General features: G+C 66.0%; 22 protein-coding genes. 7 read left to right on the top strand and 15 right to left on the bottom strand.

What is annotated here, in order from left to right:
- Positions 1–39: 39 nt before the first annotated feature.
- Both GGR46_RS07450 and GGR46_RS07445 read right to left on the bottom strand, forming a co-directional pair.
- Positions 40–2,079 (bottom strand): PAS domain-containing sensor histidine kinase, encoded by a 2,040-nt coding sequence (locus GGR46_RS07450; RefSeq protein ID WP_183996009.1) that lies wholly within the window; start codon positions 2,077–2,079, stop codon positions 40–42.
- Positions 2,080–2,160: 81 nt separating this feature from the next.
- Entirely contained in the window at positions 2,161–2,748 is a 588-nt protein-coding gene (locus tag GGR46_RS07445; RefSeq protein WP_246425918.1) for a response regulator transcription factor, read from the bottom strand.
- Positions 2,749–3,035: 287 nt separating this feature from the next.
- Between GGR46_RS07445 and GGR46_RS07440 the strand changes: the two genes are divergently transcribed.
- The 4 genes from GGR46_RS07440 (at position 3,036) to GGR46_RS07425 (ending at position 6,213) form a co-directional block, all read left to right on the top strand.
- Positions 3,036–3,869: an alpha/beta fold hydrolase gene (locus GGR46_RS07440; RefSeq protein WP_183996007.1), complete on the top strand. Its 834-nt coding sequence runs from the start codon at positions 3,036–3,038 to the stop codon at positions 3,867–3,869.
- A gap of 2 nt (positions 3,870–3,871) precedes the next feature.
- Positions 3,872–4,804, top strand: coding sequence for a CPBP family intramembrane glutamic endopeptidase (locus GGR46_RS07435; protein WP_183996005.1), 933 nt, complete (start codon positions 3,872–3,874; stop codon positions 4,802–4,804).
- A 351-nt stretch (positions 4,805–5,155) separates the two neighbouring features.
- A complete protein-coding gene (gene mazG, locus GGR46_RS07430) occupies positions 5,156–5,917 on the top strand; it encodes a nucleoside triphosphate pyrophosphohydrolase (protein ID WP_183996003.1) in 762 nt (253 codons plus the stop codon).
- Positions 5,917–6,213, top strand: coding sequence for a YciI family protein (locus tag GGR46_RS07425; protein WP_183996001.1), 297 nt, complete (start codon positions 5,917–5,919; stop codon positions 6,211–6,213). The genes mazG and GGR46_RS07425 overlap by 1 nt, the downstream gene beginning before the upstream one ends.
- A gap of 4 nt (positions 6,214–6,217) precedes the next feature.
- Here GGR46_RS07425 and hflX read toward each other — a convergent pair whose 3' ends face one another.
- From hflX to GGR46_RS07385, 8 genes are all read right to left on the bottom strand, one after another.
- Positions 6,218–7,507 (bottom strand): GTPase HflX, encoded by a 1,290-nt coding sequence (gene hflX, locus GGR46_RS07420; RefSeq protein WP_183995999.1) that lies wholly within the window; start codon positions 7,505–7,507, stop codon positions 6,218–6,220.
- Between the two features lie 8 nt (positions 7,508–7,515).
- The gene (gene hfq, locus GGR46_RS07415; protein WP_343058093.1) at positions 7,516–8,193 is read right to left on the bottom strand and encodes an RNA chaperone Hfq; all 678 of its coding nucleotides are present in this window, start codon (positions 8,191–8,193) and stop codon (positions 7,516–7,518) included.
- Between the two features lie 131 nt (positions 8,194–8,324).
- Positions 8,325–9,704, bottom strand: coding sequence for a nitrogen assimilation response regulator NtrX (ntrX, locus tag GGR46_RS07410; RefSeq protein ID WP_183995995.1), 1,380 nt, complete (start codon positions 9,702–9,704; stop codon positions 8,325–8,327).
- Positions 9,701–11,959 carry a sensor histidine kinase NtrY-like gene (locus GGR46_RS07405; RefSeq protein WP_183995993.1) on the bottom strand — a complete coding sequence of 753 codons (2,259 nt, stop codon included), beginning with the start codon at positions 11,957–11,959 and terminating at the stop codon, positions 9,701–9,703. Before GGR46_RS07405 ends, ntrX begins: the two co-directional genes overlap by 4 nt.
- Positions 11,960–12,019: 60 nt before the next feature.
- A complete protein-coding gene (gene ntrC / locus GGR46_RS07400; RefSeq protein ID WP_183995991.1) occupies positions 12,020–13,465 on the bottom strand; it encodes a nitrogen regulation protein NR(I) in 1,446 nt (481 codons plus the stop codon).
- Positions 13,462–14,565: an ATP-binding protein gene (locus tag GGR46_RS07395; RefSeq protein ID WP_183995989.1), complete on the bottom strand. Its 1,104-nt coding sequence runs from the start codon at positions 14,563–14,565 to the stop codon at positions 13,462–13,464. Before GGR46_RS07395 ends, ntrC begins: the two co-directional genes overlap by 4 nt.
- On the bottom strand, positions 14,541–15,539 hold the full coding sequence (gene dusB / locus GGR46_RS07390; protein WP_183995987.1) for a tRNA dihydrouridine synthase DusB: 999 nt from the start codon (positions 15,537–15,539) through the stop codon (positions 14,541–14,543). The genes GGR46_RS07395 and dusB overlap by 25 nt, the downstream gene beginning before the upstream one ends.
- 345 nt (positions 15,540–15,884) lie before the next feature.
- On the bottom strand, positions 15,885–16,679 hold the full coding sequence (locus tag GGR46_RS07385) for a TonB family protein (RefSeq protein ID WP_183995985.1): 795 nt from the start codon (positions 16,677–16,679) through the stop codon (positions 15,885–15,887).
- A gap of 219 nt (positions 16,680–16,898) precedes the next feature.
- Between GGR46_RS07385 and GGR46_RS07380 the strand changes: the two genes are divergently transcribed.
- Together GGR46_RS07380 and GGR46_RS07375 are read left to right on the top strand one after the other, a co-directional pair.
- Complete coding sequence (locus GGR46_RS07380; RefSeq protein WP_183995983.1) at positions 16,899–18,026, top strand: bifunctional 2-C-methyl-D-erythritol 4-phosphate cytidylyltransferase/2-C-methyl-D-erythritol 2,4-cyclodiphosphate synthase; 1,128 nt, start codon at positions 16,899–16,901, stop codon at positions 18,024–18,026.
- Between the two features lie 230 nt (positions 18,027–18,256).
- Complete coding sequence (locus GGR46_RS07375) at positions 18,257–18,802, top strand: CinA family protein (protein ID WP_373422981.1); 546 nt, start codon at positions 18,257–18,259, stop codon at positions 18,800–18,802.
- Here GGR46_RS07375 and GGR46_RS07370 read toward each other — a convergent pair.
- Positions 18,718–19,224, bottom strand: a complete 507-nt coding sequence (locus GGR46_RS07370) for a type II toxin-antitoxin system RatA family toxin (RefSeq protein WP_183995979.1) — start codon at positions 19,222–19,224, stop codon at positions 18,718–18,720. The genes GGR46_RS07375 and GGR46_RS07370 overlap by 85 nt on opposite strands.
- 157 nt (positions 19,225–19,381) lie before the next feature.
- Positions 19,382–20,308 (bottom strand): lipoyl synthase, encoded by a 927-nt coding sequence (lipA, locus tag GGR46_RS07365; protein WP_183995977.1) that lies wholly within the window; start codon positions 20,306–20,308, stop codon positions 19,382–19,384.
- 125 nt (positions 20,309–20,433) lie between these two features.
- On the opposite strand from lipA, the gene GGR46_RS07360 reads away from it, so the two are divergent.
- Positions 20,434–21,063: a carbonic anhydrase gene (locus GGR46_RS07360; RefSeq protein ID WP_183995975.1), complete on the top strand. Its 630-nt coding sequence runs from the start codon at positions 20,434–20,436 to the stop codon at positions 21,061–21,063.
- A 137-nt stretch (positions 21,064–21,200) separates the two neighbouring features.
- Here the strand turns inward: GGR46_RS07360 and GGR46_RS07355 are convergent, their stop codons facing one another.
- The 3 genes from GGR46_RS07355 to GGR46_RS07345 all read right to left on the bottom strand — a co-directional run bounded on the left by GGR46_RS07355 (position 21,201) and on the right by GGR46_RS07345 (position 24,594).
- Positions 21,201–21,974: a polyphosphate kinase 2 family protein gene (locus GGR46_RS07355; RefSeq protein ID WP_183995973.1), complete on the bottom strand. Its 774-nt coding sequence runs from the start codon at positions 21,972–21,974 to the stop codon at positions 21,201–21,203.
- Between the two features lie 14 nt (positions 21,975–21,988).
- The gene (locus GGR46_RS07350) at positions 21,989–23,005 is read right to left on the bottom strand and encodes a 2-hydroxyacid dehydrogenase (RefSeq protein ID WP_183995971.1); all 1,017 of its coding nucleotides are present in this window, start codon (positions 23,003–23,005) and stop codon (positions 21,989–21,991) included.
- Between the two features lie 197 nt (positions 23,006–23,202).
- Positions 23,203–24,594, bottom strand: a complete 1,392-nt coding sequence (locus GGR46_RS07345; protein WP_183995969.1) for an L-serine ammonia-lyase — start codon at positions 24,592–24,594, stop codon at positions 23,203–23,205.
- Positions 24,595–24,655 lie beyond the last annotated feature (61 nt).

Here is a 24,655-nt window from a genome sequence, read left to right as displayed (position 1 = left end):
CAATTCCGGACGTTCGGCCAGCGGGCTGAAAGCGATCGTTTATGGTTCACAAACAGCCGTACCGGCGCTGGCGATGCCAATCGGCAGCTCAATGACGATCTCCGCCCCCGTGCGACCTTCCCGGTTGCCTGCCCGGATCGTGCCATTGTGGCCCTCCACGATCGAACGACAGATCGAGAGGCCGAGCCCCAGTCCATTCGCCTTGCTCGAGTGGAAGCTTAGAAACGCCGCTTCACGCTCTTCTTCCGGAAACCCGGGCCCTGTATCCAGTATTCGAATGCGGACGAAACCATCGGCCGAGACCGCCTCGATGTCGATCTTGCGCGCTTCCCGTGAAGTCATATCCATCGCCTGGGCAGCATTCATGATGAGGTTCACCATGACCTGCTGAAGCTGAACGCGATCACCCGATATTCCTGGAAGCGCCTCCTCGATCGCAAAGCGCACAGCGACACTTCGATCCCGCAATTCTCTCGCGACGAGTTGATGCGCGCCATGAATTACCTCGGCGACCATAAGCGGGACCAACTGCACTGACTGGTTGGACGCCATCGCCCGGATCCTGTCGATGATCTCGCCCGCGCGTGTAGCATCCCTGAGGATGCGCTGCGTGATTGTCGAAAGCCACTCACCGTTGAAATCCGGGCGCTTGGCGATCCTCTCCGCGGCGACCGCCCCGGTCGCGATCGCCGTTATGGGCTGGGAGATCTCGTGCGCGATCGAAGCGGACAACTCGCCAAGAAGCGAAATGCGAGACGCATGGGCGAGCTGCCCTTGAAGGCGCTCAAGCTCTTCCCGCGCCTGGACCTGCTCGGTGACGTCGATCTGGGCAGCAAGCACTCGATGACGATCATACTGGGTGGAAACCAGCCGACAGAAGATTGTCGTCACTTCCCGCCCATCGAGACGCCGCATGCGGAGTTCGGACTGGAAGATTTGCTCGCCGTTGAAGTTCCCGACGATGGACTGTCGGAACACGTCCCGTGCCGGCTCGAAAATGCCGGTCAGGGGAAGACCTATGAGTTCCTGTCTCGATGCGGCGCCAAACATTCGCACCGACGCCTCGTTCACTTCCGCGAAGCGGACAGCGCTCAACGCAAAATCCAGAAACTCAGGGTGCTGCCCGATATAGGCGTCGAGATCCTCGACGCCCGCATCCCTGAGCTCGTCGAACCGTTCGATGAGCTCCGTGGTGTCCATTTCGGACATCGCGATTGCCGGGATTTCTAGGAACATCTTCTGGCGCAAAGCGACCTGGTCAAGCTCCCGGCTAACCCGCACCCTCTCGGAGATGTCCGTGAAACCGACCAGGAGACTACCCTGCCCCACCGTGTTCGGAAGGAAAGAGACTGTGAAGAGCGCCTCGAATTCGCGACCGCTCAGACTCCGGACCCTGGTCTCCGCAATGAATCTCGGCTGGCCGCTGACCGCGGCTACCACTGAAGCGGCATAGTCTGCGGTGCTGCTGTCGGGCCAGAAGCTGTCGCCGGGCGCCGCCAGCAACTCGCGCTTCGTGCCCGTCCCGAACAGTTCGAGCGCCCGCTCATTGGCGTCGAGGGCGCGGGTCGAGCGCATCATCTCTCGTACGAGCCCGGGGTTGGCCTGCAGATAGGGCCCGAGATTTTCCCGCTGCGGCTCCCCCAGCGAGCGCAAAATTGCTCCTACGCCGGAAAAGTCCATTTCCCAGAAGGCAGCCGCCACTGCTCCGAAAAGGTTGCGGTACCTATATTCGCTTGCCGCCAGAAGAATCTCGGCCGGATGAAGATCATCAACGAGAGAGGAGACTTCTACGATTGCTCCCGGCTCCAGCCCCAGCGCCTCGGAGCCGGTGCAGCGAACCCGCACCTGGATATCGCTCCCATCGAAGCGTCTCCTGAAGAGCCGTCCCTCCCAGCTGCCTTGAGACTTGATGGCCGCAAGGACCTCTTGCGGGTATTCACCGAGAAACGCCTGGTAATCGCGCTCCATCGCTTCCTGGGGCTGCCAACCGTACAGCGTGGTCGCAGCCAAATTCCAGCTCGCGACCCGACCATCTCTCAGGGTCACCACACTTTCGCTGACGATATCGAGGACGCTCATGCCATTCTTCAATCTTCGCGCGCCCTATACCCCCAGCCAGCTAGAATGGACGCCCCGCTCCGCATATCGCGACGATTGAGCCTAGAGACCGAGCAGTTCAACCTTCTTGATCAAATCTGCCACCGAATTCGATCGCAGCTTTCTGCCGGCAGAGGACCGGTGCATTTTCACAGTGATCTCGGTGATGCCGAGCTCAAAAGCGATCTGCTTGTTGAGAAGGCCGCGCGACACGCCACGAAGAACATCGGTCTCGCGCGGAGTCAGGCTCTGCGCCAGGCGCCGAACCTCCGCATCCGCATCCTCCGAACATCTCCGCTCATGGTCGCGGCGAAGCGCGTCAGTAACGGTGTCGAGCAATTCCTGCTCCCGCACCGGCTTGGGAAGAAAATCGAGGGCGCCCGCCTTCATCGCCCGAACCGTCGTCGGGACGTCCGCATAGCCGGTGAGGAAGATCACCGGTACGCGCGCGCCCATCTCGGCGAGCCGAGCCTGAAGATCGAGACCACTTGCACCCGGCATCCGCAGGTCCAGTACCATGCAGCTTGGTTTGTCGGGCAGGCCGTTCTTCAAGAGGGCAGCTGTCGACGGGAACGCCATCGACGGCAGCCCCACAGAGGTGAAGAGGTCCCCCAATGTCTCTCGAAAATCATCGTCATCGTCGACGATCAAGACGACACAGTCGCCTGGTAGTGGAGCCTCGACCGGCCGCATTCTGTCATTCGCCTGCGCCACTCGCACCTCTAGCATGATGGGATCCTACCTTCATCCGCGGGCAAGCAAACCACACCCCACATAATCCCATGCTGTCACAGGAAATTCCACCAAAACCGATCCATACCTTGGTATCGGTCTGCTTCCACCGGCCGAGATCAGCTGCCCCGTTTCCCAATACCAACGTCTGTGTGGCCGCTTGAAGGGTGCACGAAGATAGTCTTCGAAGCTTCGGAAGGACCGTCATGCATTCGCACATAAACGCGCCAACACAATATGTTACTTCGGGTAAAGTCCAATATGCATTCCGACGGTTCGGATCGAAGGGCGCGACCCCAATCCTTTTGCTTCAGCATTTCACCGGCGGAATGGACCATTGGGACCCGAAGATTACCGACGGGCTCGCCGCGCATCGCGAAGTGATCCTCTTCGACAATGCTGGCATCGGCGCTTCAGGCGGCGAAACACCCAGGACGATCGAGGAAATGGCCGAACATGTGAAGGCCTTTGTCGACGCGATCGGTCTCGAGAAATTCGACCTGCTGGGCTTCTCGATGGGCGGCATGGTCGCACAGGCCTATACGGAGCGCCACGGGTCGACCGTTCGTAAACTCATCCTCGTCGGAACCAGCCCCCGCGGTGGCGATCCTACCGAATTCCAGGCGGAGGTATCGCAGCGTGCCCGCGGAGACGCCGGCCTTCCGGAAATGGCGTGGCTTTTCTTCGGACATTCGGAATCCGGACAGAAGGCTGCGGCAGAATTCTGGGAACGGCGTCACGCCCGCGAAATCGACAGAGACCCTCCCACGCGGCTCGATTCCATCATGGCCCAGGTTGCCGCCGGGCGGGACTGGCTTCGCCCCGACGGCGAGAGGTTCGCACGACTTCGGAACATCACCGTTCCGACCCTGGTAGCCAACGGGTCCCGGGACGTCATGCTGCCGACGATCAATTCCTTCTATCTACAGCAGCACATCCCGTACGCTCAATTGATCATCTATCCGGACGCCGGTCACGCCCCGCACTTCCAGTATCCGGACTTATTCTTGGTTCACGCCAAGCTCTTCCTGGAAGCATGACCATGAACCGTGATGACAAAGTTCAGGCTCGGTCAGTGCGTTTCGGAAGCATCCGTGCGCCGTCCGTCGAGGCCTGGGGCAGGCATGGTCGCCTGGAACTCGGATCGGAGGGTATCCTTCGTCCCGGCAAGTTTGGCTGGCTGCGATCCATCGCCTGGATGATCGCCTTGCTGGTCGCGCTGATCTTCGTGATTTCGCTTCAGTCGATCGTCCGGTCGATTTTCCCCAACCCCCAAGTCACCCTGGCGATGGCGTTCGTCTGCACGGCCCTGGCGTATGCCAGCTACTACTTCCTTGTCCGATGGGGCGAGCACCGGATTCCTGGCGAACTCTCCTTGAGGAATTTTCCCGTCGACTATCTTGTCGGGCTGCTCGCCGGCGGCTCACTGGTCCTGATCGTCATGGGCGTTCTCTGGGGATGTGGAGCCTATCAGATCCGCCCGGACCAATGGACCGATTGGCAACACGACCTCCGGGAGACGATCGGCACCGGCCTTTTGGAAGAGCTGCTGGTTCGTCTGGTAGTCTTTCGCCTGCTTTCCAGGGCATTCGGCATCCCTGCCGGGCTGTTGATTTCAGCGGCGGCATTCGGTGCGGCGCACCTGATGAACCCGAACGCGACCATCTCGGCGGCGGTCGCGATTGCCGTCGAGGCGGGGCTCCTGTTGGCCGGATTCTACTTTACCTCCGGCCGGATCTGGATGTCGGTAGGTGCCCATACAGCCTGGAACTTGACCCTTGGGGGCGTCTTTGGAGCGAGCGTGTCAGGGATGACCAGCGCCGGCAGCCTGCTACACAGCGCGCCCGTTCCCGGTTCTTCCGTGATCCTGACCGGCGCGACTTTTGGGCCTGAGGCATCGCTTCCGGCGATCATCCTAGGCTTCGCCATGTTTCTCATCACGCTGTGGCTGGCGCCGGCTACACCCAGAAATTGAGGAGGTTCTGGTCCAAGGCCTTCCATTGCCCCAGACAGCGCGGATGGACGTTTGGATCAGGGCGCGAAGTCGAAACTACCCGCCATCGGACGATCATGCCGCAGCGCCTACGCCAATCCGTGTCATCGTGGGTTAGGGCGTCGAGATAGTCTCTGACGGCCTTGTCAGCTTGCGGGCCCGTGATCGTTGCTCGCTTGGTCACCGGCTTCAGCGAAGCAACCAACCGGAACCGGCGGTTCAACAGCCCTCCCTCGCTTGCTTATCCTTGGTTCGCGCTCGATCGATAAAACCGGGCTTTTCTTCCCCGTACCGGCTTCCTAGGGTCGACCGGCATTTCCCGGAGGTTCTTCCTTGACCGCACCCGTGCCAGCCATCGACCGTCTCGTCGCCATCATGGCGCGTCTTCGCGATCCGAAGACGGGCTGCGAATGGGATACGGTGCAGACCTTTGCGACGATCGCGCCCTATACGATCGAGGAAGCCTATGAAGTGGCCGACGCGATCGAGCGCGGCGACATGGCCGATCTCAAGGACGAGCTCGGTGACCTGCTGCTCCAGGTGGTCTTCCACAGCCGCATGGCCGAAGAAGCCGGTGACTTCGCCCTGGCCGATGTCGCCCATGCGATCAGCGACAAGATGGAGCGCCGCCACCCGCACATCTTCAAGGGGGCCGCCGAGGGCGGCCATCACCTGTGGGAACAAATCAAGGCCGCGGAGCGGGGCGAAAAGGGGCATGAGAGTGCGTTGGACGGCGTCGCGATAGGCCTCCCCGCCCTGCTCCGCGCTGAGAAGCTCCAGAAGCGTGCCGCCCGCACCGGCTTCGACTGGCCCGATCCCAGTGGCGCCCGCGCCAAGATCGATGAGGAACTCGTCGAGGTCGAGACCGCGGCAACGCAGGCCGAGATCGAGGAAGAGGTTGGCGACCTGCTGTTCGCGGTGGTCAACTGGGCGCGCAAGCTGGGCGTGGACCCTGAGGCGGCCCTGCGCGGCGCCAACGCAAAATTCGAGAGGCGTTTCAAGGCTATGGAAGCCGAAGCTGGCGATATATTCGAAGCTCTGGACCTCGATGCCAAGGAAGAACTCTGGGCCAAGGCCAAGCGCGGGGAAGCTTGATGCGCGACTATATCCTGCTCATGCACAATGACGCGACCGAGGAGCCGACACCCAAGATGTGGGAGGCCTATTTCGAGCGCCTCCACGCCAGCGACCGTTTCGATGGCGGCAGTGAGATCGGCCTGGGCGAGAGCCTGCGCCAGGTGGGCGAGCCCGCTCCCCTTTCCGACCGGATTGACGGCTACATCCGGGTTCGGGCGCTGAATCTCGAAGAGGCCAAGACCTTTCTCATCGGCAATCCCGTCTACGAGAGCGGGGGTACCGTCGAGGTACGGGAGCTGCCGCGGGAATCCTGAGCCCTCAGCCCCGCGTCAGGAACCGCTCATAGTCCCGCGGGGCCATGCGGACCTCGTAGACCGCCTGCTCTCCGTCCATCCCCTGCTCGATCACTTCGCCATGCTGATGGAGCCAGGCGGCGGCAGCGCCATCGGCGGGATCGAGATGGAGCGTGTAGCGGCGATGACCTTCGGTCAGGCGCGCGGCGACGGCGGCGATCAGGGCGTCCACGCCCTCCCCCGTCACCGCCGAGACCGGCATGACGTCCTCGCGCTTGGCGGCGTCGGTGAGCAGATCCTCGCGTCGCTCGTCATCCAGCAGGTCGATCTTGTTCCATGCCTCGAAGCGCGGCGTGGCTTCGGCGACGCCGATCTCGGCCAGCACGGCCTCGACATCGTCCTTCTGCGCCTCGCTGTCCGGATGGGCGACGTCGCGGACATGGATCAACAGGTCCGCCGAGACCACCTCCTCCAGCGTCGCCTTGAAGGCGGCGACGAGCTGGGTCGGTAGCTCGGAGACGAAGCCCACCGTGTCGGAAAGGATCGCCTTGTCGATGCCCGGCAGCGAGATCTGGCGCAACGTGGGATCGAGCGTCGCGAAGAGGAGGTTCTCCGCCATGACGTCACTTCCGGTCAGGCGATTGAAAAGCGTAGACTTTCCGGCGTTGGTATAGCCGACCAGCGCGATTACCGGCCAGGGCGCGCGCTGGCGCCGGTCGCGGTGCAGGCTCCGCGTGCGGCTGACTGAATCCAGCTCACGGCGGAGGCGTGCCATGCGATCACGGATCAACCGGCGATCGGCCTCGATCTGGGTTTCGCCCGGACCGCCGAGGAAACCGAAGCCGCCGCGCTGGCGCTCGAGGTGGGTCCAGCTGCGCACCAGGCGACCAGCCTGATAGTCGAGGTGTGCCAGCTCGACCTGGAGCCGGCCCTCGGCCGTGCGCGCACGCTCGCCGAAGATCTCGAGGATCAGACCGGTCCGGTCGATCACCTTGCACTTGAGCCCGGTCTCGAGGTTGCGTTGCTGCACCGGCGTGAGGTTCGCGTCGAATACGGCGAGCGACAATTCCCTGTCGCGCACCGTCTCGGCCAGGGCTTCCACCTGGCCCGAGCCGATCAGCGTGCCGGGCTTGGGCGCGCGGATGCGCAACGGTACCCGCTCGACCACGTCGACGCCGATCGCGGCCGCAAGACCCGCCGTTTCTTCCAGACGCGCGTCCGCATCGCGCGAGCTGCCGCCGAGGTCCGGATAGACCACGACCGCTCGCGCGCCCCGGGTGAATTCATCGGGGTCACGTTCGAAACCGGTAGTCATACAGTCACTCAGTCGTCGCTATTCTGTTCCTCGGCGAGGTTCAGCGGGTGCGCCGGCTGGATCGTCGAGACAGCATGCTTGTAGACCAGCTGGGCCATGCCCTCGCGTTGGAGCAGCATGCAGAACAGGTCGAAGGACGCGATCTGGCCCTGCAGCATCACGCCATTGACCAGGAACATCGTGACATTTTCCTGCTGGCGGCGGACCGCGTTCAGGAAAATCTCCTGCAATACCGGGTTCTTGGACTGATGTTCTCCCACCGCTTCGAGAAGTGGGGCAAGGTCCACCGGGCCCGAGGGCATGATCGTGGAGATCGCGTGCTTGTAGATGAGCTGCGACTGGCCGTCGCGGCGGAGCAGCACCGAAAAATTGTCGAACCAGGTGACGATGCCCTGGAGCTTGACGCCCTTGACGAGGAACATCGTGACCGGCGTCTTCGACCGGCGCAGCGAGTTGAGGAACAGATCCTGAAGCGAGGTCTGCTTTTCGGCCATCGTTCGTGACTCTCTTTGTTGGCGGGAGTTTCCCGCTTGGCGCCGTTCTCTGGCGTCGGGACCGCGTGCCCGTGTGGCCCGCAGCGGCGCCCTTTTATGCTGTGGGGCGCGAATCGTCCAGCAGGCGATTGCTTCCAACTTTGGCGCTGGCTCGACTCGCCGGAAGGTCGCCCCACCTGGACGGAAAGTCACAAAAGTCTCGACCCCCACGGCTTCGTTCTGAACTGGGGCCGGCACAGGATGATTACGCGGGGGTGATCCTATCTTCCTACCGGGTTAAAGAGCGGCCGGATCGGTGCCGGCGGCGGCAGGGGGGGATGCCCCTACTCTTCCCGGCTGTCGGTGATCCCCAGCAACTTGAGCTTCCGGTGCAGCGCCGAGCGCTCCATGCCGATGAAGCTCGCCGTGCGCGAGATGTTGCCCGAGAAGCGGCGGATCTGGACGCGGAGATATTCACGCTCGAAGCTCTCGCGCGCTTCCTTGAGCGGGGCGCCCATGATCGCACTGGTGCCCATGCCGCCGCCGGTATCGGCCGGGCGGCCGAGCACTTCGGGGGGCAGCAGATCGAGATCGATACGGCCGATCCGGTCGCCCGGGGCGAGGATCACGGTGCGCTCGACCACGTTGCGCAGCTGACGGACATTGCCCGGCCATTCATAGCTCTGCAGCGCCACCATCGCGTCCGGCGCGATCTCCGGCGTCGGCACGCGGCGTTCGTTCGCATAATGGGCGACGAAATGGTCGACCAGCACCGGGATGTCCTCGCGCCGTTCGGTGAGCAGGGGGATGGCCACCGGGACGACGTTGAGACGGTAATAGAGGTCCTCGCGGAAGCGGCCCTCGGCGATCTCGACCATCAGGTCGCGCGCGGTGGCCGAGACGACGCGGACATCGACCTTGACCACGCGGGTGCCGCCGACACGAGTGAAGCTCTGGTCGGTCAGCACGCGCAGGATGCGGGCCTGGGTGGCGACCGGCATGTCGGCGATCTCGTCGAGGAACAGGGTGCCGCCATGCGCCTGCTCGAGCAGGCCGGTGCGGACCAGGTCCCCGCCCTCCTCCACCCCGAACAGTTCCTCCTCGACCCGCTCGGGCTGCATGCGAGCGGCGCTGACGATGACGAAGGGGGCTGCGGCGCGCTGGCTCCAGCCGTGGAGCAGCCGGGCGGCGACTTCCTTGCCGGTGCCGGCGCCGCCAGTGATCAGCACGCGGCTGCCGGTCGAGGCGACGCGCTTCAGGGTGGCGCGCACGGTGTTGATCGAGCCCGACTGGCCCGTGAGATCTTCTTCACGCCCGATCGAGGCACGCAGCGAGGCCACTTCGCGCTTGAGCCGTTCGGTTTCGGTGGCGCGCTCGACCAGGAACAACAGGCGCTCGGCCTCGAACGGCTTCTCGATGAAATCGGAGGCGCCACGGCGGATCGCGGCGACCGCGGTGTCGAGATTGCCATGGCCGGAGATCACCAGCACCGGGATCGAGGGATCGCGGCGCTTGATCTCGTCGAGGATCTCCAGCCCGTCGAGCTTCGAGCCGTGAAGCCAGACGTCGAGCAGCACCAGGCTGGGGCGGCGTTCCGCGATCGCCTCCAGCGCTTCGTCGCTATTGGCGGCACCGCGCGTCGAATAGCCCTCGTCCTCCAGCACGCCGGCGACCAGTTCACGGATGTCGCGCTCATCGTCGACGACCAGGATATCGAGGCTCATGATTTGGCACTTCCAGTACGCGTAAGCACGGCGGGACGCGGTTCTTCGCCGCCCTCGCCTTCAGGGGAACTCACCATCTCGGCGAGTTGATCGGTGTCGAAGCAAATGGTCACCAGCGTGCCGCCGCCGGGACGGTCGGTGAAGCCGATGGTGCCGAAATGCTCCTCGACGATCTTCTTCACGATCGCGAGGCCGAGGCCGGTGCCGCGGCTGCGTGTCGTCATATAGGGTTCGACGATCCGGTCACGCTCAACCGGCAGGCCGATGCCGTTGTCAGCAAGCGTCAGGGTGATCTTGCCCTCGCTCTCCGGGCTGATCGTCATGACGATATGGCCCTGGGGCAGTGCCTCCCCTTCCCCGCGCGCCTCGATCGCCTCGACGGCGTTCTTGACGATGTTGGTGAAGGCCTGGCCGATCTGGCGGCGGTCACAGATCAGGCCGGGCACCGTATCGGGCACGTCCATCTCGAAGCGGACCGTAGGGTGCGCGACTTCGTGGAGGAACATCGCCTGGCGCGCGATGTCGAGCAGCAATTCCTGGCGGAACATCGGCTTGGGCATGCGCGCGAAGGAGGAGAATTCGTCGACCATACGGCGCAGATCGCCGACCTGCCGCACGATCGTATCGGTCAGCTGGGCGAAGGTGCCGTCCTCGGGCTCGATCTTCTTGCCATAGCGGCGCTTGAGGCGCTCGGCGGCGAGCTGGATCGGAGTGAGCGGGTTCTTGATCTCGTGCGCGATCCGGCGCGCGACGTCGGACCAGGCGGCACGGCGCTGATCGTTGAGCTGCTGGGTGATGTCGTCGAAGGTGAGCACCTTGCCCGCCTCGTCGCTGGTCACCTTCACCGCCAGGGTGCGGGCATCGCCACCGGTACCGAGCTGGATCACCGCCTCGCGATCGCCGGTATCGAGCAGGTCGTTCAGCTCCGGCGCGAGCTCGACCAGCGGGTGGCCGACCAGCTCCCGCTCGCCTTGGTGCAGCAGTTCGATCGCCGACTCGTTGATCAGGCGGACCTTGCGCTGGGCATCGATCGAGATGACGCCGGCGGAGACGCCCGACATCACCGCTTCGATCAGCACGCGACGGCTTTCGAGCTGGGCATTGGCGGTGCGCAGCGCACCGGTCTGCTGCTCGAGCCGCTCGGTCATGCCGTTGAACGCATTCCCGAGCGTGCTGATCTCGTCGCCGGTCTGCGGGATGTCGACCCGCACGGCCAGATCGCCGCCGGCGACGCGGCGGGCGGCAGTGACGAGCTGCTCGACCGGCTTGACCAGGCGATCGGCCACGGCGAGCGCGATCCAGGTGGCGATGCTGACGATCAGCAGCGCGACGCCGAACAGCACGGCGTTGAACTGCAGCTGGAGCGCGCGCGAGCGGGCCTGGAGCGCGTTGAATTCGGCGACGATCCGGTCCGCGCTTGAATTCTGCCGGCTCATGAAGCCGACGTTCACGGAATTCGCGACGTAGAGGAAGACATTCTGCGCGCGATCCACCGGGGTGACGACCCACTGCTTGTCGGCATCGAAATTGGTGTAGCTCTGCTCGTCCTTGAGCAGGTTCAGCACCTGCCCCGAGACACGCGCCGCGAAGACCTTCGCAGGCGGCGCCTCCCAGGTGTACATCGCCTCGACCTGCTTGCCGCCGACCACCCGGAACACGACTGCCTGATCGAAGGAGCGGTAATAGAGCTGCTCGAGCAGCGAACGCTGGAAGGCCGCCGAATCGACGGGGATCTTCGGGTAGAGATTGGTCAGGTCGTCGACCATGGTGCGCGCCTCGGTCGCCCAGCGCTGGGCGACGAGACCCCTGCCCTCCTTGGCGAGATCCGTCGTCGCATTGAAGGCGCTGCGGGCACGGTCCGAGCCCCAGAGCTGGACGCCCGACTGGAACATCACCGAGGCGGCGATGACGGTCAGCACGATCGGGATGCTCGCCATAAGGGTGAACACCGCGACGAGCTGGACGTGCAGCCGCCCGCCACCGGCCAGCGCAGACTTGGCGGCACGGTGGATCGCGATGCGGCGGCCGATCAGCACGATCAGCGCGACATAGGGCAGCAGGTTGGCCAGCAGCAGCGAGGCTGCGACGCCGGGGTTGAACACCTGGTGCGAGAAATTGCGGACGAACAGGAAAGTCGCCACCGGCGTGGCGATGGCCAGCGCCACCACCACGACCTCCAGCAACCGGGTAGGCGCCACCCGCCGCTTCTGCGGCAGCGTTGCCTCGATCAGGGACTCAGCGGCGACGGCATCCATCGTGGCCAAGCTAGATCGAGATTGTGGCAAAAAGAACACATAATCGTGCTCGGCCTGTCGCTATTCGGTACCATCCGGGCGGCCGGGACCGACATCGATGCCCAGCGTGTCGAGCCGCTTGCGCAGCGTATTCCGGTTTATTCCCAAGGCCCTGGCCGCGCGCAGCTGGTTGCCGCCGTGGCGCGCCAGCATCGCCTCGATCAGCGGGCGCTCCACTTCGCCGATGATGCGATCATAGAGCGTGCCGTCGTCGAGCGTGCGCGGCTCCTCGATCGCGATGCGCTCGAGCCGGGCGCGGACCGCCGCCTCGATCCCGGCATCACGAGTCGCGGGGGCCGGCATCGCGCTCGCCTCGCCCAATGCGCGGCGGATCGCGTCGGCGTCGATCACTTCGTCGCGGCTGAGCGCGGCGATGCGGCGCATCAGGTTCTCGAGCTGGCGGACGTTGCCGGGCCAGTCATACCCCTCGAGCACCGCCACCGCATTGGCCGCCAGGCTCTTGCGCGGCAGGCCGTCCTCGGCGGCGCGGTCGAGGAAATGGCGGGCGAGCAAGGGCACGTCGTCGCGGCGTTCCCGCAGCGAGGGCAGCGCGATAGGGACGACGTTGAGGCGGTAGAACAGGTCTTCGCGGAACTGCCCGGCCTGGACCAGGGCGGCAAGGTCCTTGTTGGTCGCGGCGACGATGCGGACATCCGCCTTGATCGCCTTGGCGCCGCCAACGGTGGTGAACTCGCCCTGCTGGAGCACGCGCAGCAACCGGGTCTGGGCGTCCATCGGCATGTCGCCGATCTCGTCGAGGAACAAAGTGCCGCCCGCCGCCTGTTCGAACTTGCCGGCGACGCGGGCCTGGGCGCCGGTGAAGGCGCCGCGCTCGTGGCCGAACAGCTCGGCTTCGATCAGCTCGCGCGGGATCGCGGCCATGTTGAGCGCGACGAAGGGTGCGCGGCGGCGCGGGCCGAGATCGTGGATCGCCTTGGCGACCAGCTCCTTGCCGGTGCCGGATTCGCCCGAGATCAGCACGGTGAGGTCGTTCGAGACGACGCGGGCGATGACCCGGTAGACCTCCTGCATCGCCGGTGAGCGGCCGATCAGCGAGGAGCCGCCGTTCAGTTCGTCCTCGGGGAACTCGGCGGGGGCGTGGCGTCCGCGGGCGATCGCGCTGCGCACCGCCTGGCCGAGCACGTCGAGGTCGAAGGGCTTGGGGAGGTAGTCGAAGGCGCCGACCTCGGTGGCGCGCACCGCGGTCGCCAGCGTGTTCTGGGCCGAGAAGACGATCACAGGGAGGGTAGGATGCTCGGCGGTGAGGCGGGCGACCTCATCGAGGCCGTTGCCGTCGGGCAGCACCACGTCGGTGACCAGCACGTCGGGCAGCGCGGCGCCGATCGCGCGACGCAGCTCGGCGAGGCTGGCTGCCGTCGTGACGGCATGGCCTTCGCGGCGGAGCGCCGCGGCGACGACGGTGCGGATCGCGCTGTCGTCGTCGACGACGAGAACCGAGCCGGTCATGCCTTTGCTCGCGGCAGGAGGATGCGGAATACGGTCATTTCGGGGGCGCGCTCACGGGCATATTGGACGATCCCGCCCATGTCGCGGACCAGCTTCTCGACGAGGGGGAGGCCGAGCCCCTTCCCCTCCGGCTTGCCCGAGACGAAGGGCTCGAAGAGGTGCTCGGCGATGTCCTCGGGCGCGCCGGGGCCATTGTCCATGACGCAGATCTCGATCGGCAGTGGCACGCGCGGCCGGCCGGCGCCGGTGCTGACCGACATGCCGTGACGATAGGCGGTCGACAGCACGATGCGCGGCTGGGCGAGCCCGCCCAGCGCCTCGGCGGCATTCTTGAGCAGGTTCATCATCACCTGCTGGAAGGCGTCGGGATCGATCAGCACCGGGGGCAGCGAGGGATCGAAGCTCTCCTCGATCACCATGCCACGCCCGAAGCCGGCCAGCGCGACCTTCCGGGCATGATCGAGCAGCGGGTAGATGTTGATCGGCTGGAGCTTCAGCGGCCTGGTATCGGTGAAGTCTTGCATCCGGTCGATCAGCGCGGCGATGCGATCGACCTCGGTGGTGATCAGGCCGGTGAGCTCGCGGTCCTCGCCTGAGCTGGCGAGCAGCTGGGCGGCGCCGCGGATGCCCGAGAGCGGGTTCTTGATCTCGTGTGCGAGCATCGCCGCCGCCCCTACCGCGGCCCTTGCGCCGGCGGTGCGATCGGCACCCTGGGCCACACGGCGGGATTGGGGAGCGTGGTGGAGGGTGACGATCCGCCAGCCGGGATGATCGGCGACCTGGGTCTCTACGAAGTCGACCCGGATGCGCGGGCCGCGGATCGCCTCGATTTCGATGTCGAAGGCGGCGAAGCCGTGGCCGTCGCGGCGCTCGACATAGCCGTCGGGCGGGCTCAGCACCGCGTCATAGGGCTGGCCGACCATCGTGGTCTCGGCATGGTTGAGCAGCGCCTCGCAGGCGGCATTGGCATGGGCGATGCGGCCGTCGGGATCGATGACGAGGACCGCGACCGGCAGGGCGGCGAACATCTCGGCAAATTTGGGGCCAGTGGCGGGCGGCGTGGGCCGCAGCCGCCTCAGGCCGCCGCGCGGGAACGCCACGGCGCGTAGAATTCGTCGAGCATCGCCAGCACGGTCCTGGCGTCGGGCACCTGGTTGACCTTGTTGCGGAACTCGGCCGAGCCGGGCAGGCCCTTGGTGTACCAGCCGAGATGCTTGCGCATCATGTTGACGCCGGTCATCTCACCATAATGTTCGAGACTATCGACGTAATGTTCTAGGATTACACGATATTGTTCGTCGACGCTCGGGTCTTCGCGCTCGCCCTTGCCGGTCAGCGCATCCATCACCTGGCGCAGGACCCAGGGCTTACCATAGGCGCCGCGGCCGATCATCACGCCGTCCGCGCCGGACTGGCGGAGCGCCTCGCGGGCGTCCTCCACCGAGCAGATGTCGCCATTGACGATCACCGGGATCTTCACCGCATCCTTGACCTTGCGGACGAAGCTCCAGTCGGCGCTGCCACGGTACATCTGGTTGCGGGTGCGGCCATGGACGGTGACGAGCTGGCAGCCGAGATCCTCGGCGATATGGGCGAGCTCGGGGGCGTTCAGGCTGTCGAGGTCCCAGCCCATCCGCATCTTGAGCGTGACCGGGACCTTCACCGCCTTGACGCAGGCATCGACGATCGCGGCGGCATGCTTGAGGTCGCGCATCAGCGCCGAGCCGGCATCGCCGTTGGTCACCTTGCGGACCGGGCAGCCCATGTTGATGTCGATGATCGCGGCGCCGCGATCTTCGTTGAGCTTGGCTGCCTCGGCCATCTCGGGCGGCGAGCAGCCGACGAGCTGCATCGACACCGGCTCCTCGATCGGATCCCAGGCGGCCTTCTGGATCGACTGGCGCGTGTCGCGGATCGCAGCCGCGCTGGCGATCATCTCGGTGACGTTGAGGCCCGAGCCGTAGCGGCGGACCGCGCGGCGGAACGGGAGATCGGTCACGCCAGTCATCGGCGCGAGGATCACCGGCGCTTCGACCGTCACCGGGCCGATCTGGATGGGGGCGAGTTCGCTCATGATGTTGCCTGAAAAATAGGCAGTGGCGCCTACAGGTACAAGCGGAGATTGGCAAGCGGACGGTTCTGGACGCGGAAGGTGGCGTTGGTTGCGTGCTTCGTGGGTGTGCGCCGTGTCGTCCTGGAGAATGGAAGCCCGACGGAAAGGGCTGGAATGCGCGGGGTTCGGCGGAGTCGATATGTGCATTGCCTGACGGCTTGAACGCGGATCTTTGCGTGAAAGCCGTGCGGAGTCGCGGCAAGTCGTTGCGTCGGTGCGGGAAATCCTGCGCTGGCTTTGGCATATGGACAGTTCAAAGAGCGGCCGGCGGTGACCGGCTGAGCTTCGAGGCTGTCAGAGGATTTCCTACATTGGAAGCCTATTGGGGAAGCTATTGGCGATCGCGGGACCCCAGGAGTAACGGTGCCCCCAGTAGCGAGAACGCCACTTCTCCTTCGCTTCCCTCTCGGGCTGGAACCTCGCCCGACCGCGCAGGACCCCGCAGATCCTGCTATCCCAATCCGGCATGCCGCTGGATGCCGTGATGCGGCACGACCGTACCGCACCGCTCTTCCGGACGCCGAAAAGTACTTCGACGCTTCCGCCCCGCTTCAGCAACCCAGGGGGATAGTCGGCGGGTTGGAACCACAGGTCGGGGTCGCCAAGCGCCTGGGGCGAAGGGAAATGCTCCGGCGGCGGCGTGAAGATACCCAGGCCGCAATCGTCGCAGACGGCCTGGTACGTCGGCGCATAGGTGACGTCCGTCGGCAGCTTCCAGTCGATGCTGGCGCTCCAGCGATCGGGCGCGGGCTTGCGGTCCCTGCCAAGCGCCGGGGTGAAGCGGGCGCGGCGCATCACGATGCGGCAAGTTTCCCTGTCGAGCGCGCTGGATTGGCTCGACGACAGGATGGAGCAGGCATGGATGCGGCCATTGCTGGCGATTTCGAGCAGCACCCCTGCCCGTCCTTCCTGTTCGGCGCGGATGGCGGACCGGGGATAGTCACCATCGGCGAACCAGAGGGACGGGTGCATCTGGGGCGTGGCGCGGTTGGCCGGGCCGGGAGCCGGTGCGACATCAGGCGCGGCGGTGACGGTCTGGGCGAGGCCCGGCAGCGGCGCCAGGAGCGCGGCTGCGGCCAGCACGATCCGTAATCGGGCCATCGCCCCTCCCCCCTTGGCGCCGCCTCCACGGCCGGTCTTGGAGACTATCATCGGCAGCGCGCCTCGTCATCCCGGCGAAAGCCGGGATCTCAGGCGATGGCGGGAAAGGAGCCGCACGAGATCCCGGCTTTCGCCGGGATGACGGTTGCGGTGCGGGATGACGATTGGGGTGTGGGATCGAGGTGGAACCCCGCCCGCACTTGCTCTAGGCCCCCGCCAATGAAGACCGCCGCCATCATTGTCGCCGCCGGGAGCGGTACCCGGGCCGGGGGCAGCGTGCCCAAGCAGTTCGCGCCGCTCGCCGGCAGGCCGATGCTGGCGCACAGCTACGCCGCCATGACATCGCATCCCGGGATCGACGCTGTGCTGGTGGTGATCGGCGAAGGCCAGGAGGAACTGCTGCGCGCCGCGCTGGGCGATGTGGACTTCGTTGTTGGCGGGGCGAGCCGGCGGGAGAGCGTGGCCAATGGGCTGACGGCGCTGGGCGGTACCGAGCGCGTGCTGATCCATGATGCCGCCCGCCCCTTTCTGTCGCACGCGGTGATCGACCGGCTGCTGGCGGCACTGGAAACGGTTTCAGGTGCGATCCCGGGATTGCCGGTGGCGGACACGCTCGTCTCCGCGTCCGGTGTGTCCGTTTCGCGCGACGGGCTGATGCGAGTGCAGACGCCCCAGGCGTTCCGCTATGCCGCCATCGTCGAGGCCCATGCGGCCTGGCCGGCGGACCGGGAGGCTACGGACGATGCGCAGATGCTGCGTGCGCTCGGACAGGAGGTAATGGTCGTGGAAGGTAGCGCGATGCTCGAGAAGGTCACCCATCCCGGCGATTTCGCCGCCGCCGAGGCGCGGTTCGGGGCGCAGATGCGGGTGCGGACCGCGACCGGCTATGACGTCCACCGCTTCGCCGAGGGCGAGGAATTGTGGCTGGGCGGCGTGAAGATACCCTATTCGCGCGGGCTTTCGGGGCATAGCGATGCGGATGTGGCGCTGCATGCGATCACCGACGCGCTGCTCGGCACGATCGGCGCGGGCGATATCGGCATGCACTTTCCGCCAAGCGACCCGAAATGGCGCGGCGCGGCGTCGGCGCAGTTCCTCCAGCATGCGGCTTCGCTGGTGGCGGCGGAAGGCGGCGTGATCGATTTCGTAGACGTGACGATCATCTGCGAGGCACCCAAGGTGGGGCCGCACCGCGAGACGATCCGGGCGAGCATCGCTTCGATCCTGGGGCTCAAGCCATCCGAAGTGAGCGTGAAGGCGACGACCACCGAGCGGCTGGGGTTCACCGGGCGCGGCGAGGGCATGGCCGCGCAGGCGGTGGCCACGGTGCGGGTGCCGGTAATCTAATTCCTCCCCGAGCTCGTCTCGGGGAGGGGGACCGCTCGCGTAGCGAGGGGTGGAGGGGCGCGCCGGGTACCGGCGCGTTGCGCCGGCCCCTCCACCACCGCCTTCGGCGGCGGTCCCCCTCCCCCAGCAAGCTGGGGGAGGAATTGAGAAGGCCATTGTCTTGCCTGCATCCCCCTCAGGGAACGAACTGACTCGCCTCGGCAACAATAGGGTGGCACATGCCCGGCCCTATGGACACGATTCTCCCGCCGGAGCTGGTCGCCGCCGCACGCAAGGTGCTCGATGCCAACCGCGCAGCTGGCCGACGCATCGCCGTTGCCGAGAGCTGCACCGGGGGGCTGGTTTCCGCCGCGCTCACCGAGATCCCCGGCTCGTCCGACGTCTTCGACGCGGGGTTCGTCACCTATTCGAACGAAGCCAAGCACGACGTGCTCAAGGTGGGCAGCGACGTGCTGGAGACCTTCGGTTCGGTCTCGATCGCGGTGGCCTGGAGCATGGCGCAGGGCGCCCTCACCCGCACCCATGCCGATGTCGCGGTGGCGATCACCGGCATCGCCGGCCCCGATGGCGGCAGCGAGAAGAAGCCGGTGGGCACGGTGGTGTTCGCCCAGGCCGTGCGCGGCGCCGATCCCGACCATATCGTGGCGGATGCCCGCCATTTCGAGAATAACGGCCGCGCCGGCGTACGACTTCAGGCGGCGTTGTGCGCGCTCGAGCTGCTGATGCCGGGCGCCTCTGCCCCCGAGGACACCGAAGCCGACGTCGAATCGCCGTAGAGGCGGGCGGCGCGTTCCTCGAACGCGTTGATCATCTTGCGTAGCGCTCGGTCGAACATCTGGCCGGCAAGCATCTCGAACACGCGGTTCTTGAAGGCGAAGTCGACCGAGAAGTCGACCAGGCAGCCGCCCTGCCCGTCGCTGCGGAACTTCCAGTCGTTGCTCAGGTGCTTGAGCGGTCCCTCGACATATTCGATGTGCAGGCTACCCGGCCGCGCCTTCTCGACGCGCGAAGTGAAGGTCTCGCGCAGGCCCTTGAAGCCGACGATCATGTCCGCGACCATCTGGGTATCGCTGTTCGAGCGGACGCGGATCGCGCTGACCCAGGGCAGGAATTCCGGATAGCGCGCGACGTCGGCGACCAGGTCGAACATCTGCTCCGGGCTATAGGGAAGCGGACGGGTTTCGGAATGCTTGGGCATTGCTTCTTCTAATACCTCCCCGAGCTCGTCTCGGGGAGGGAGACCAGCCGCAGGCTGGTGGAGGGGCATTCGGAGAAGCGGGCCGTCTGCGACGGCGCCCCTCCACCACGCCCTTCGGGCGCGGTCCCCCTCCCCCAGACAAGCTGGGGGAGGAATTTCATCGAGCGGCCTTCGCCAGCTTCGCCTCGCGGGCGGCCTTCATCTCGGCGAAATCCTCGCCGGCGTGATAGCTGGAGCGGGTCAACGGCGACGAGGCGACCTGGAGGAAGCCCTTGGCGCGGCCGATCGCGCCGTACGCCTGGAAGGCCTGGGGCGTGACGAACTCTTCCACCTTGGCGTGGCGTGGGGTCGGCTGGAGATACTGGCCCATCGTCAGGAAATCGATGTCGGCCGAACGCATGTCGTCCATCACTTGGTGGACTTCGAGGCGCTGCTCGCCAAGGCCGAGCATGATGCCCGACTTGGTGAAGATCGTCGGATCGAGGCGCTTCACCGTCTCCAGCAGGCGCAGCGACGCATAGTAGCGCGCGCCGGGGCGGATCGTCGGGTAGAGTCTGGGGACGGTCTCGAGATTGTGGTTGTAGACGTCCGGACGGGCGGCGACGATCGCTTCGATCGCGGCCTCGTGCTTGTTGCGGAAATCGGGGGTGAGGATCTCGATCGTGGTGGTCGGGTTGGCCTTGCGGATCTCCTCGATCACCTTGACGAACTGCGACGCACCGCCATCGGGCAGATCGTCACGATCGACCGAGGTGATGACGATGTGCTCGAGGCCCATCTGCGCGGCGGCTTCGGCCACGTGCTGCGGCTCCAGCGGATCGACCTTGCGCGGCATGCCGGTCTTGACGTTGCAGAAGCGGCAGGCGCGGGTGCAGACGTCGCCGAGGATCATCACCGTGGCGTGTTTCTTCGTCCAGCATTCGCCGATGTTCGGGCAGGCCGCTTCCTCGCAGACGGTGACGAGGTTCTTCGAGCGCATCAGCGCCCGGGTCTTGGCGAAGCCTTCCGAGGTCGGGGCCTTGACGCGGATCCAGTCGGGCTTGCGCTGGCGTTCCGGGCGCGGTGCTGCGGAGAGATCGTTCATGCTGGCCAGATAGAGCGGCTGGGCCGGGGTTTCCAGCCCTGGTTGCACTTTCGTCAATCGAAGCGCGGAGCAACAGTTCGACACAGAACTTGTCGGTCGGAAAAGCGCGCGTTAGGGCGTCGATTATGACCGACTTCACCGACCTCATCGATGGCTATCAGCGCTTCCGGACCAGCGAATATCGGCGGCATCGCGACCGCTGGTCGGGGCTGAGCGAGGGGCAGAACCCGCGGGTGATGGTGATCGCCTGCTCGGACAGCCGAGTCGATCCGGCGCAGATCTTCGATACCGTGCCCGGCGAGATCTTCGTCGTGCGCAACGTCGCCAACCTGGTGCCGCCGTTCGAGGACGATGCGAGTCGCCACGGCGTCTCCGCCGCGCTGGAATTCGCGGTGAACCAGCTGGAGGTGCCCGAAATCCTGGTGCTGGGCCATGGCGCGTGCGGCGGCGTTGCCGCGTCGCTGTCGCAGCGCTTCAAGGGCGCGCCGAACGGCGAAGGTGGGTTCATCGCCCACTGGGTCGACATGCTCGACCCGGCCCGCGAGCAGATCGTCGCGAAATACGGCACCGGCCCCGAGGCGGTGCGCGCGCTGGAGCTGGAGACGGTGCGCGTCTCGCTGACCAACCTCACCACCTTCCCGTTCGTCAGCAAGCGGCTGGCCGAGGGGCGGCTGAAGCTCCACGGCGCCTATTTCGCGATCGCCGACGGGGTGCTGCACGTGATGGGCGAGGACGGGGAATTCGCGCCGGCGTAAGCAACATGCCGGGCTGAGCAACATTACGTCATCCCGACGAAAGTCGGGATCTCGTGCGGCTCTTGTCCAGCGTTTCGCGCCTTCGCCTGAGATCCCGGCTTTCGCCGGGATGACGGAACAGGGGGCTGGGGATCAGTTCAAAGCCCCAGCGCCTTCTTCGCGACCTTCTCGACTTCCGGATCGAGCTTGGGGGGCTCCATCGGGACATGGGCTTCCAGCGCGTCGGCGATGGCGGTCAGCGCGGCGATGCGGGCGGCCTTCTTGTCGTTGCCGTCGATCACGATCCAGGGGGCGTGCTCGGTGCTGGTGCGTGCGAGCATGTCATGCATCGCGGCGAGATATTCGGGGCGCTTCGCGCGGTTGCGATAATCCTCCAAACCCGTCTTCCAGCGCTTCCACGGGTGCTCGAGCCGGTCCTTTAGCCGCTTGTCCTGGGTCTTCTGGGTGACATGGACGAACACCTTCACCAGCGTGGTGCCGGAGGTTACCTGCTGTGCCTCGAAATCGTTGATCTCATCATAGCCGCGGTCCCATTCGGCCTTGGAGGCGAAACCCTCGACCCGCTCGACGAGGACGCGGCCGTACCAGGTGCGGTCGAAGATCGCGATGTTGTGCTGGGCCGGCAGGCGGCGCCAGAAGCGCCAAAGGAAATGATGGGCTAGTTCCTCCTGCGTGGGCGCGGAGATCGGCCAGACCTCGTAGTAGCGCGGGTCCCATTCGGCGGTGAGGCGCTGGATGATGCCGCCTTTCCCCGCCGCGTCCCAGCCCTCGAACGCGATGATCGCGCGGCGGCGGTGGACGATATGGGCATAGTGGATGTGGCTCAGCCGCTTCTGGATCTTCGCCAGCGCCTTGTCATAGTCGCCGTCGAAGTCCTTGCCCTTCTCATAGTCCGAGAGATCGATCGTCATGCGGGGGAACTCCTTCAGCGTGCCGGCGCAATCAAGCCGGCATCGACGCGATTGGCAAGCGGGCGGCCCGCCTCGGCATCGGCGGCGCTGCGCAACGTGGTGTCGGCGATGGCGCCGAGCGCTTCCTCGGTGAGGAAGGCCTGGTGGCCGGTGACCAGCACGTTCGGGAAGGTGAGCAGGCGCTGGAACTGGTCGTCCGAGACGATCTCGTTCGACAGGTCCTCGAAGAACAGGTCGGCCTCCTGCTCATAGACGTCGAGCGCGACGGCACCGACCTTGCGGGACTTGAGCCCCTCGATCAGCGCGGCGGTGTCGATCAGCGCGCCGCGGCTGGTGTTGACGATGGTCAGGCCCGGCCGGGCGGCCTCGATCGCGGCGGCGTCGATCAGGTGCCGGGTGTCCGGGGTGAGCGGGCAATGGAGGGTGACGATCCCGGCGGTGCGCAGCAGTTCGTCGCGGGGCACATAGCGGACGCCGATCGCCTCCAACTCGGGGTCGGGATAGAGGTCGCTTGCCAGCACCTCGCAGCCGAAGCCGGCGCGCAGGGTGCGGGCCACCAAGGCGCCGATCTTGCCGGTGCCGATCACGCCTACGGTGCGGCCGTGGAGGTTGCGGCCGATCAGTCCCTCCAGCGCGAAATTGTTCTCGCGCACCCGGGCCCAGGCGCGCGGGATGTTGCGATCGACGGCGAGCAGCAGGCCGATGGTGAACTCGGCAACGGCGTGCGGCGAATAGGCGGGCACGCGGACCACGTCGATGCCGAGCCGGGCGGCGACGGCTAAGTCGACATTGTTGAACCCGGCACAGCGCAGGGCGATCAGCTTCGTGCCGCCGGCAGCCAAGGTCTCCAGCACCTCGGCGTTCACCGTGTCGTTGACGAAGACGCACACGGCCTGGTGCCCGGCGGCCAGCGAGGCGGTGGCGGGTTCGAGCCGGGGTTCGAGGAAGTGGAGGTCGTGGCCGTAGGGGGCGTTGGCCTCGGTCAGGAAGCGGCGGTCATAGGGCTTGGTGTTGAAGACGGCGATACGCATGCGGGCACGATCCCCTGCGCGGGCGCCGGTGGCAAGGGCTGTTCGACGTCATCCACTCTTCCCGTCGTCCGCTCTTCCCGTCGTCCCGGCGAACGCCGGGATCTCAGGAGGAGGCGCGAGCGGCAGGACAAGAGCCGCCTGAGATCCCGGCGTTCGCCGGGATGACGGCTTGTGGTGGGGGATGACGGGTTAAAGCCTCAGCAGGCCACCACGTTCACTGCCAACCCGCCCTGCGCCGTCTCCTTGTACTTCGAGCGCATGTCCTCGCCGGTCTGACGCATCGTCTCGATCACCGCGTCGAGGCTGACGATGTGGCTGCCGTCGCCGTGCATGGCCAGATAGGCGGCGTTGATCGCCTTGATCGCGCCCATCGTGTTGCGCTCGATGCAGGGAATCTGGACCAAGCCGCCGATCGGATCGCAGGTGAGACCCAGATTGTGCTCCATGCCGATCTCGGCAGCATTCTCGATCTGGGCGTTGGTGGCGCCCAGCGCTGCCGCCAGCCCCGCCGCGGCCATCGAGCAGGCGACGCCGACTTCGCCCTGGCACCCCATCTCGGCGGCCGAGATCGAGGCGCGCTTCTTGTAGAGGAAGCCGATCGCCGCGGTGGTGAGCAGGAAGGTGCGCGAGCCGGCGGGCGTGGGATTGGCGCAGAAGGTCTCGTAATAGCGCAGCACCGCCGGGATGACGCCCGCCGCTCCGTTGGTCGGCGCGGTGACGACGCGGCCGCCGGCGGCATTCTCCTCGTTCACCGCTAGCGCCCAGAGGCTCACCCAGTCGAACACCAGCGAGGGATCGCTGCGCGGGCCGCGGGCGAGCAGGCGCTGGTGGAGATCACGGGCGCGGCGCTTGACCTTGAGGCCGCCGGGCAGCTCCCCCTCCCCGCGCATGCCGCGGTCGATACAGGCCGACATGGCGGCGCGCAGGCTGTCGAGGAAGGCGTCGGTCTCGGCATCGTCGCGCCAGGCGGCCTCGTTGGCCCGGACGATGTCGGCGATGCTCGCGTCCTGCGCCGCCGCCACTGCGAGCAGCTCGGCGCCCGAGGTGAAGGCGAAGGGCAGCTTGACGTTGGTCTGGGGCGGCTCGCATCCCCCTTCCACGATCGCGCCGCCGCCGATCGAATAGTAGAAGGTCTCCCAGGGCTCGCCCTCGGCATAGTGCGCGACGAAGCGCATGCCATTGGGGTGCGCGGGCAGGAACTTGTCGTCGCGGAAGATCAGGTGGCGCCCCTCGACGAACGGCACCACGACATGGCCGCCGAGCGCGAGCTGCTGCTCGGCGCGGATCGTGGCGACGATGGTGTTGACCGCATCGGGATCGACGCTCTCGGGCCGGTAGCCGGCAAGGCCGAGGATCGTGGCGATATCGGTGGCGTGCCCCCGCCCGGTGAGCGCGAGCGAGCCGTAGAGCTCGCAGGAGACGGAAGTCGGTGTGCCGCGATCCAGCGCCTGCTCGGCGAAGGACGCGGCGGCGCGCATCGGGCCAACGGTGTGCGAGCTCGACGGGCCGATGCCGATGGTGAACAGGTCGGCGAGCCCAATGGTCGCCTCCGCCTGGGCGCGGGCCCGTGCGGTATTCGCGTCAGACATTTCTACTCCTGCGTCCCGGCTCTGACGGCCGGATTGCTTATGTTGGTTGTAGTTTTATGTC

Source organism: Sphingomonas kyeonggiensis (genome assembly GCF_014196745.1).
Classification (GTDB): domain Bacteria; phylum Pseudomonadota; class Alphaproteobacteria; order Sphingomonadales; family Sphingomonadaceae; genus Sphingomonas; species Sphingomonas kyeonggiensis.
The sequence above is the reverse complement of the archived record's forward strand: the minus strand, read 5'-3'. Positions and strand labels throughout refer to the sequence as shown.

Coding starts and splice junctions, on each gene's coding strand:
- GGR46_RS07450 (WP_183996009.1), bottom strand. CDS start 2,079: ATGAGCGTCCTCGATATCGTCAGCGAAAGTGTGGTGACCCTGAGAGAT.
- GGR46_RS07440 (WP_183996007.1), top strand. CDS start 3,036: ATGCATTCGCACATAAACGCGCCAACACAATATGTTACTTCGGGTAAA.
- GGR46_RS07435 (WP_183996005.1), top strand. CDS start 3,872: ATGAACCGTGATGACAAAGTTCAGGCTCGGTCAGTGCGTTTCGGAAGC.
- GGR46_RS07425 (WP_183996001.1), top strand. CDS start 5,917: ATGCGCGACTATATCCTGCTCATGCACAATGACGCGACCGAGGAGCCG.
- hflX (WP_183995999.1), bottom strand. CDS start 7,507: ATGACTACCGGTTTCGAACGTGACCCCGATGAATTCACCCGGGGCGCG.
- ntrX (WP_183995995.1), bottom strand. CDS start 9,704: ATGAGCCTCGATATCCTGGTCGTCGACGATGAGCGCGACATCCGTGAA.
- GGR46_RS07405 (WP_183995993.1), bottom strand. CDS start 11,959: ATGGATGCCGTCGCCGCTGAGTCCCTGATCGAGGCAACGCTGCCGCAG.
- ntrC (WP_183995991.1), bottom strand. CDS start 13,465: ATGACCGGCTCGGTTCTCGTCGTCGACGACGACAGCGCGATCCGCACC.
- dusB (WP_183995987.1), bottom strand. CDS start 15,539: ATGAGCGAACTCGCCCCCATCCAGATCGGCCCGGTGACGGTCGAAGCG.
- GGR46_RS07385 (WP_183995985.1), bottom strand. CDS start 16,679: ATGGCCCGATTACGGATCGTGCTGGCCGCAGCCGCGCTCCTGGCGCCG.
- GGR46_RS07380 (WP_183995983.1), top strand. CDS start 16,899: ATGAAGACCGCCGCCATCATTGTCGCCGCCGGGAGCGGTACCCGGGCC.
- GGR46_RS07375 (WP_373422981.1), top strand. CDS start 18,257: ATGGACACGATTCTCCCGCCGGAGCTGGTCGCCGCCGCACGCAAGGTG.
- GGR46_RS07370 (WP_183995979.1), bottom strand. CDS start 19,224: ATGCCCAAGCATTCCGAAACCCGTCCGCTTCCCTATAGCCCGGAGCAG.
- lipA (WP_183995977.1), bottom strand. CDS start 20,308: ATGAACGATCTCTCCGCAGCACCGCGCCCGGAACGCCAGCGCAAGCCC.
- GGR46_RS07360 (WP_183995975.1), top strand. CDS start 20,434: ATGACCGACTTCACCGACCTCATCGATGGCTATCAGCGCTTCCGGACC.
- GGR46_RS07355 (WP_183995973.1), bottom strand. CDS start 21,974: ATGACGATCGATCTCTCGGACTATGAGAAGGGCAAGGACTTCGACGGC.
- GGR46_RS07350 (WP_183995971.1), bottom strand. CDS start 23,005: ATGCGTATCGCCGTCTTCAACACCAAGCCCTATGACCGCCGCTTCCTG.
- GGR46_RS07345 (WP_183995969.1), bottom strand. CDS start 24,594: ATGTCTGACGCGAATACCGCACGGGCCCGCGCCCAGGCGGAGGCGACC.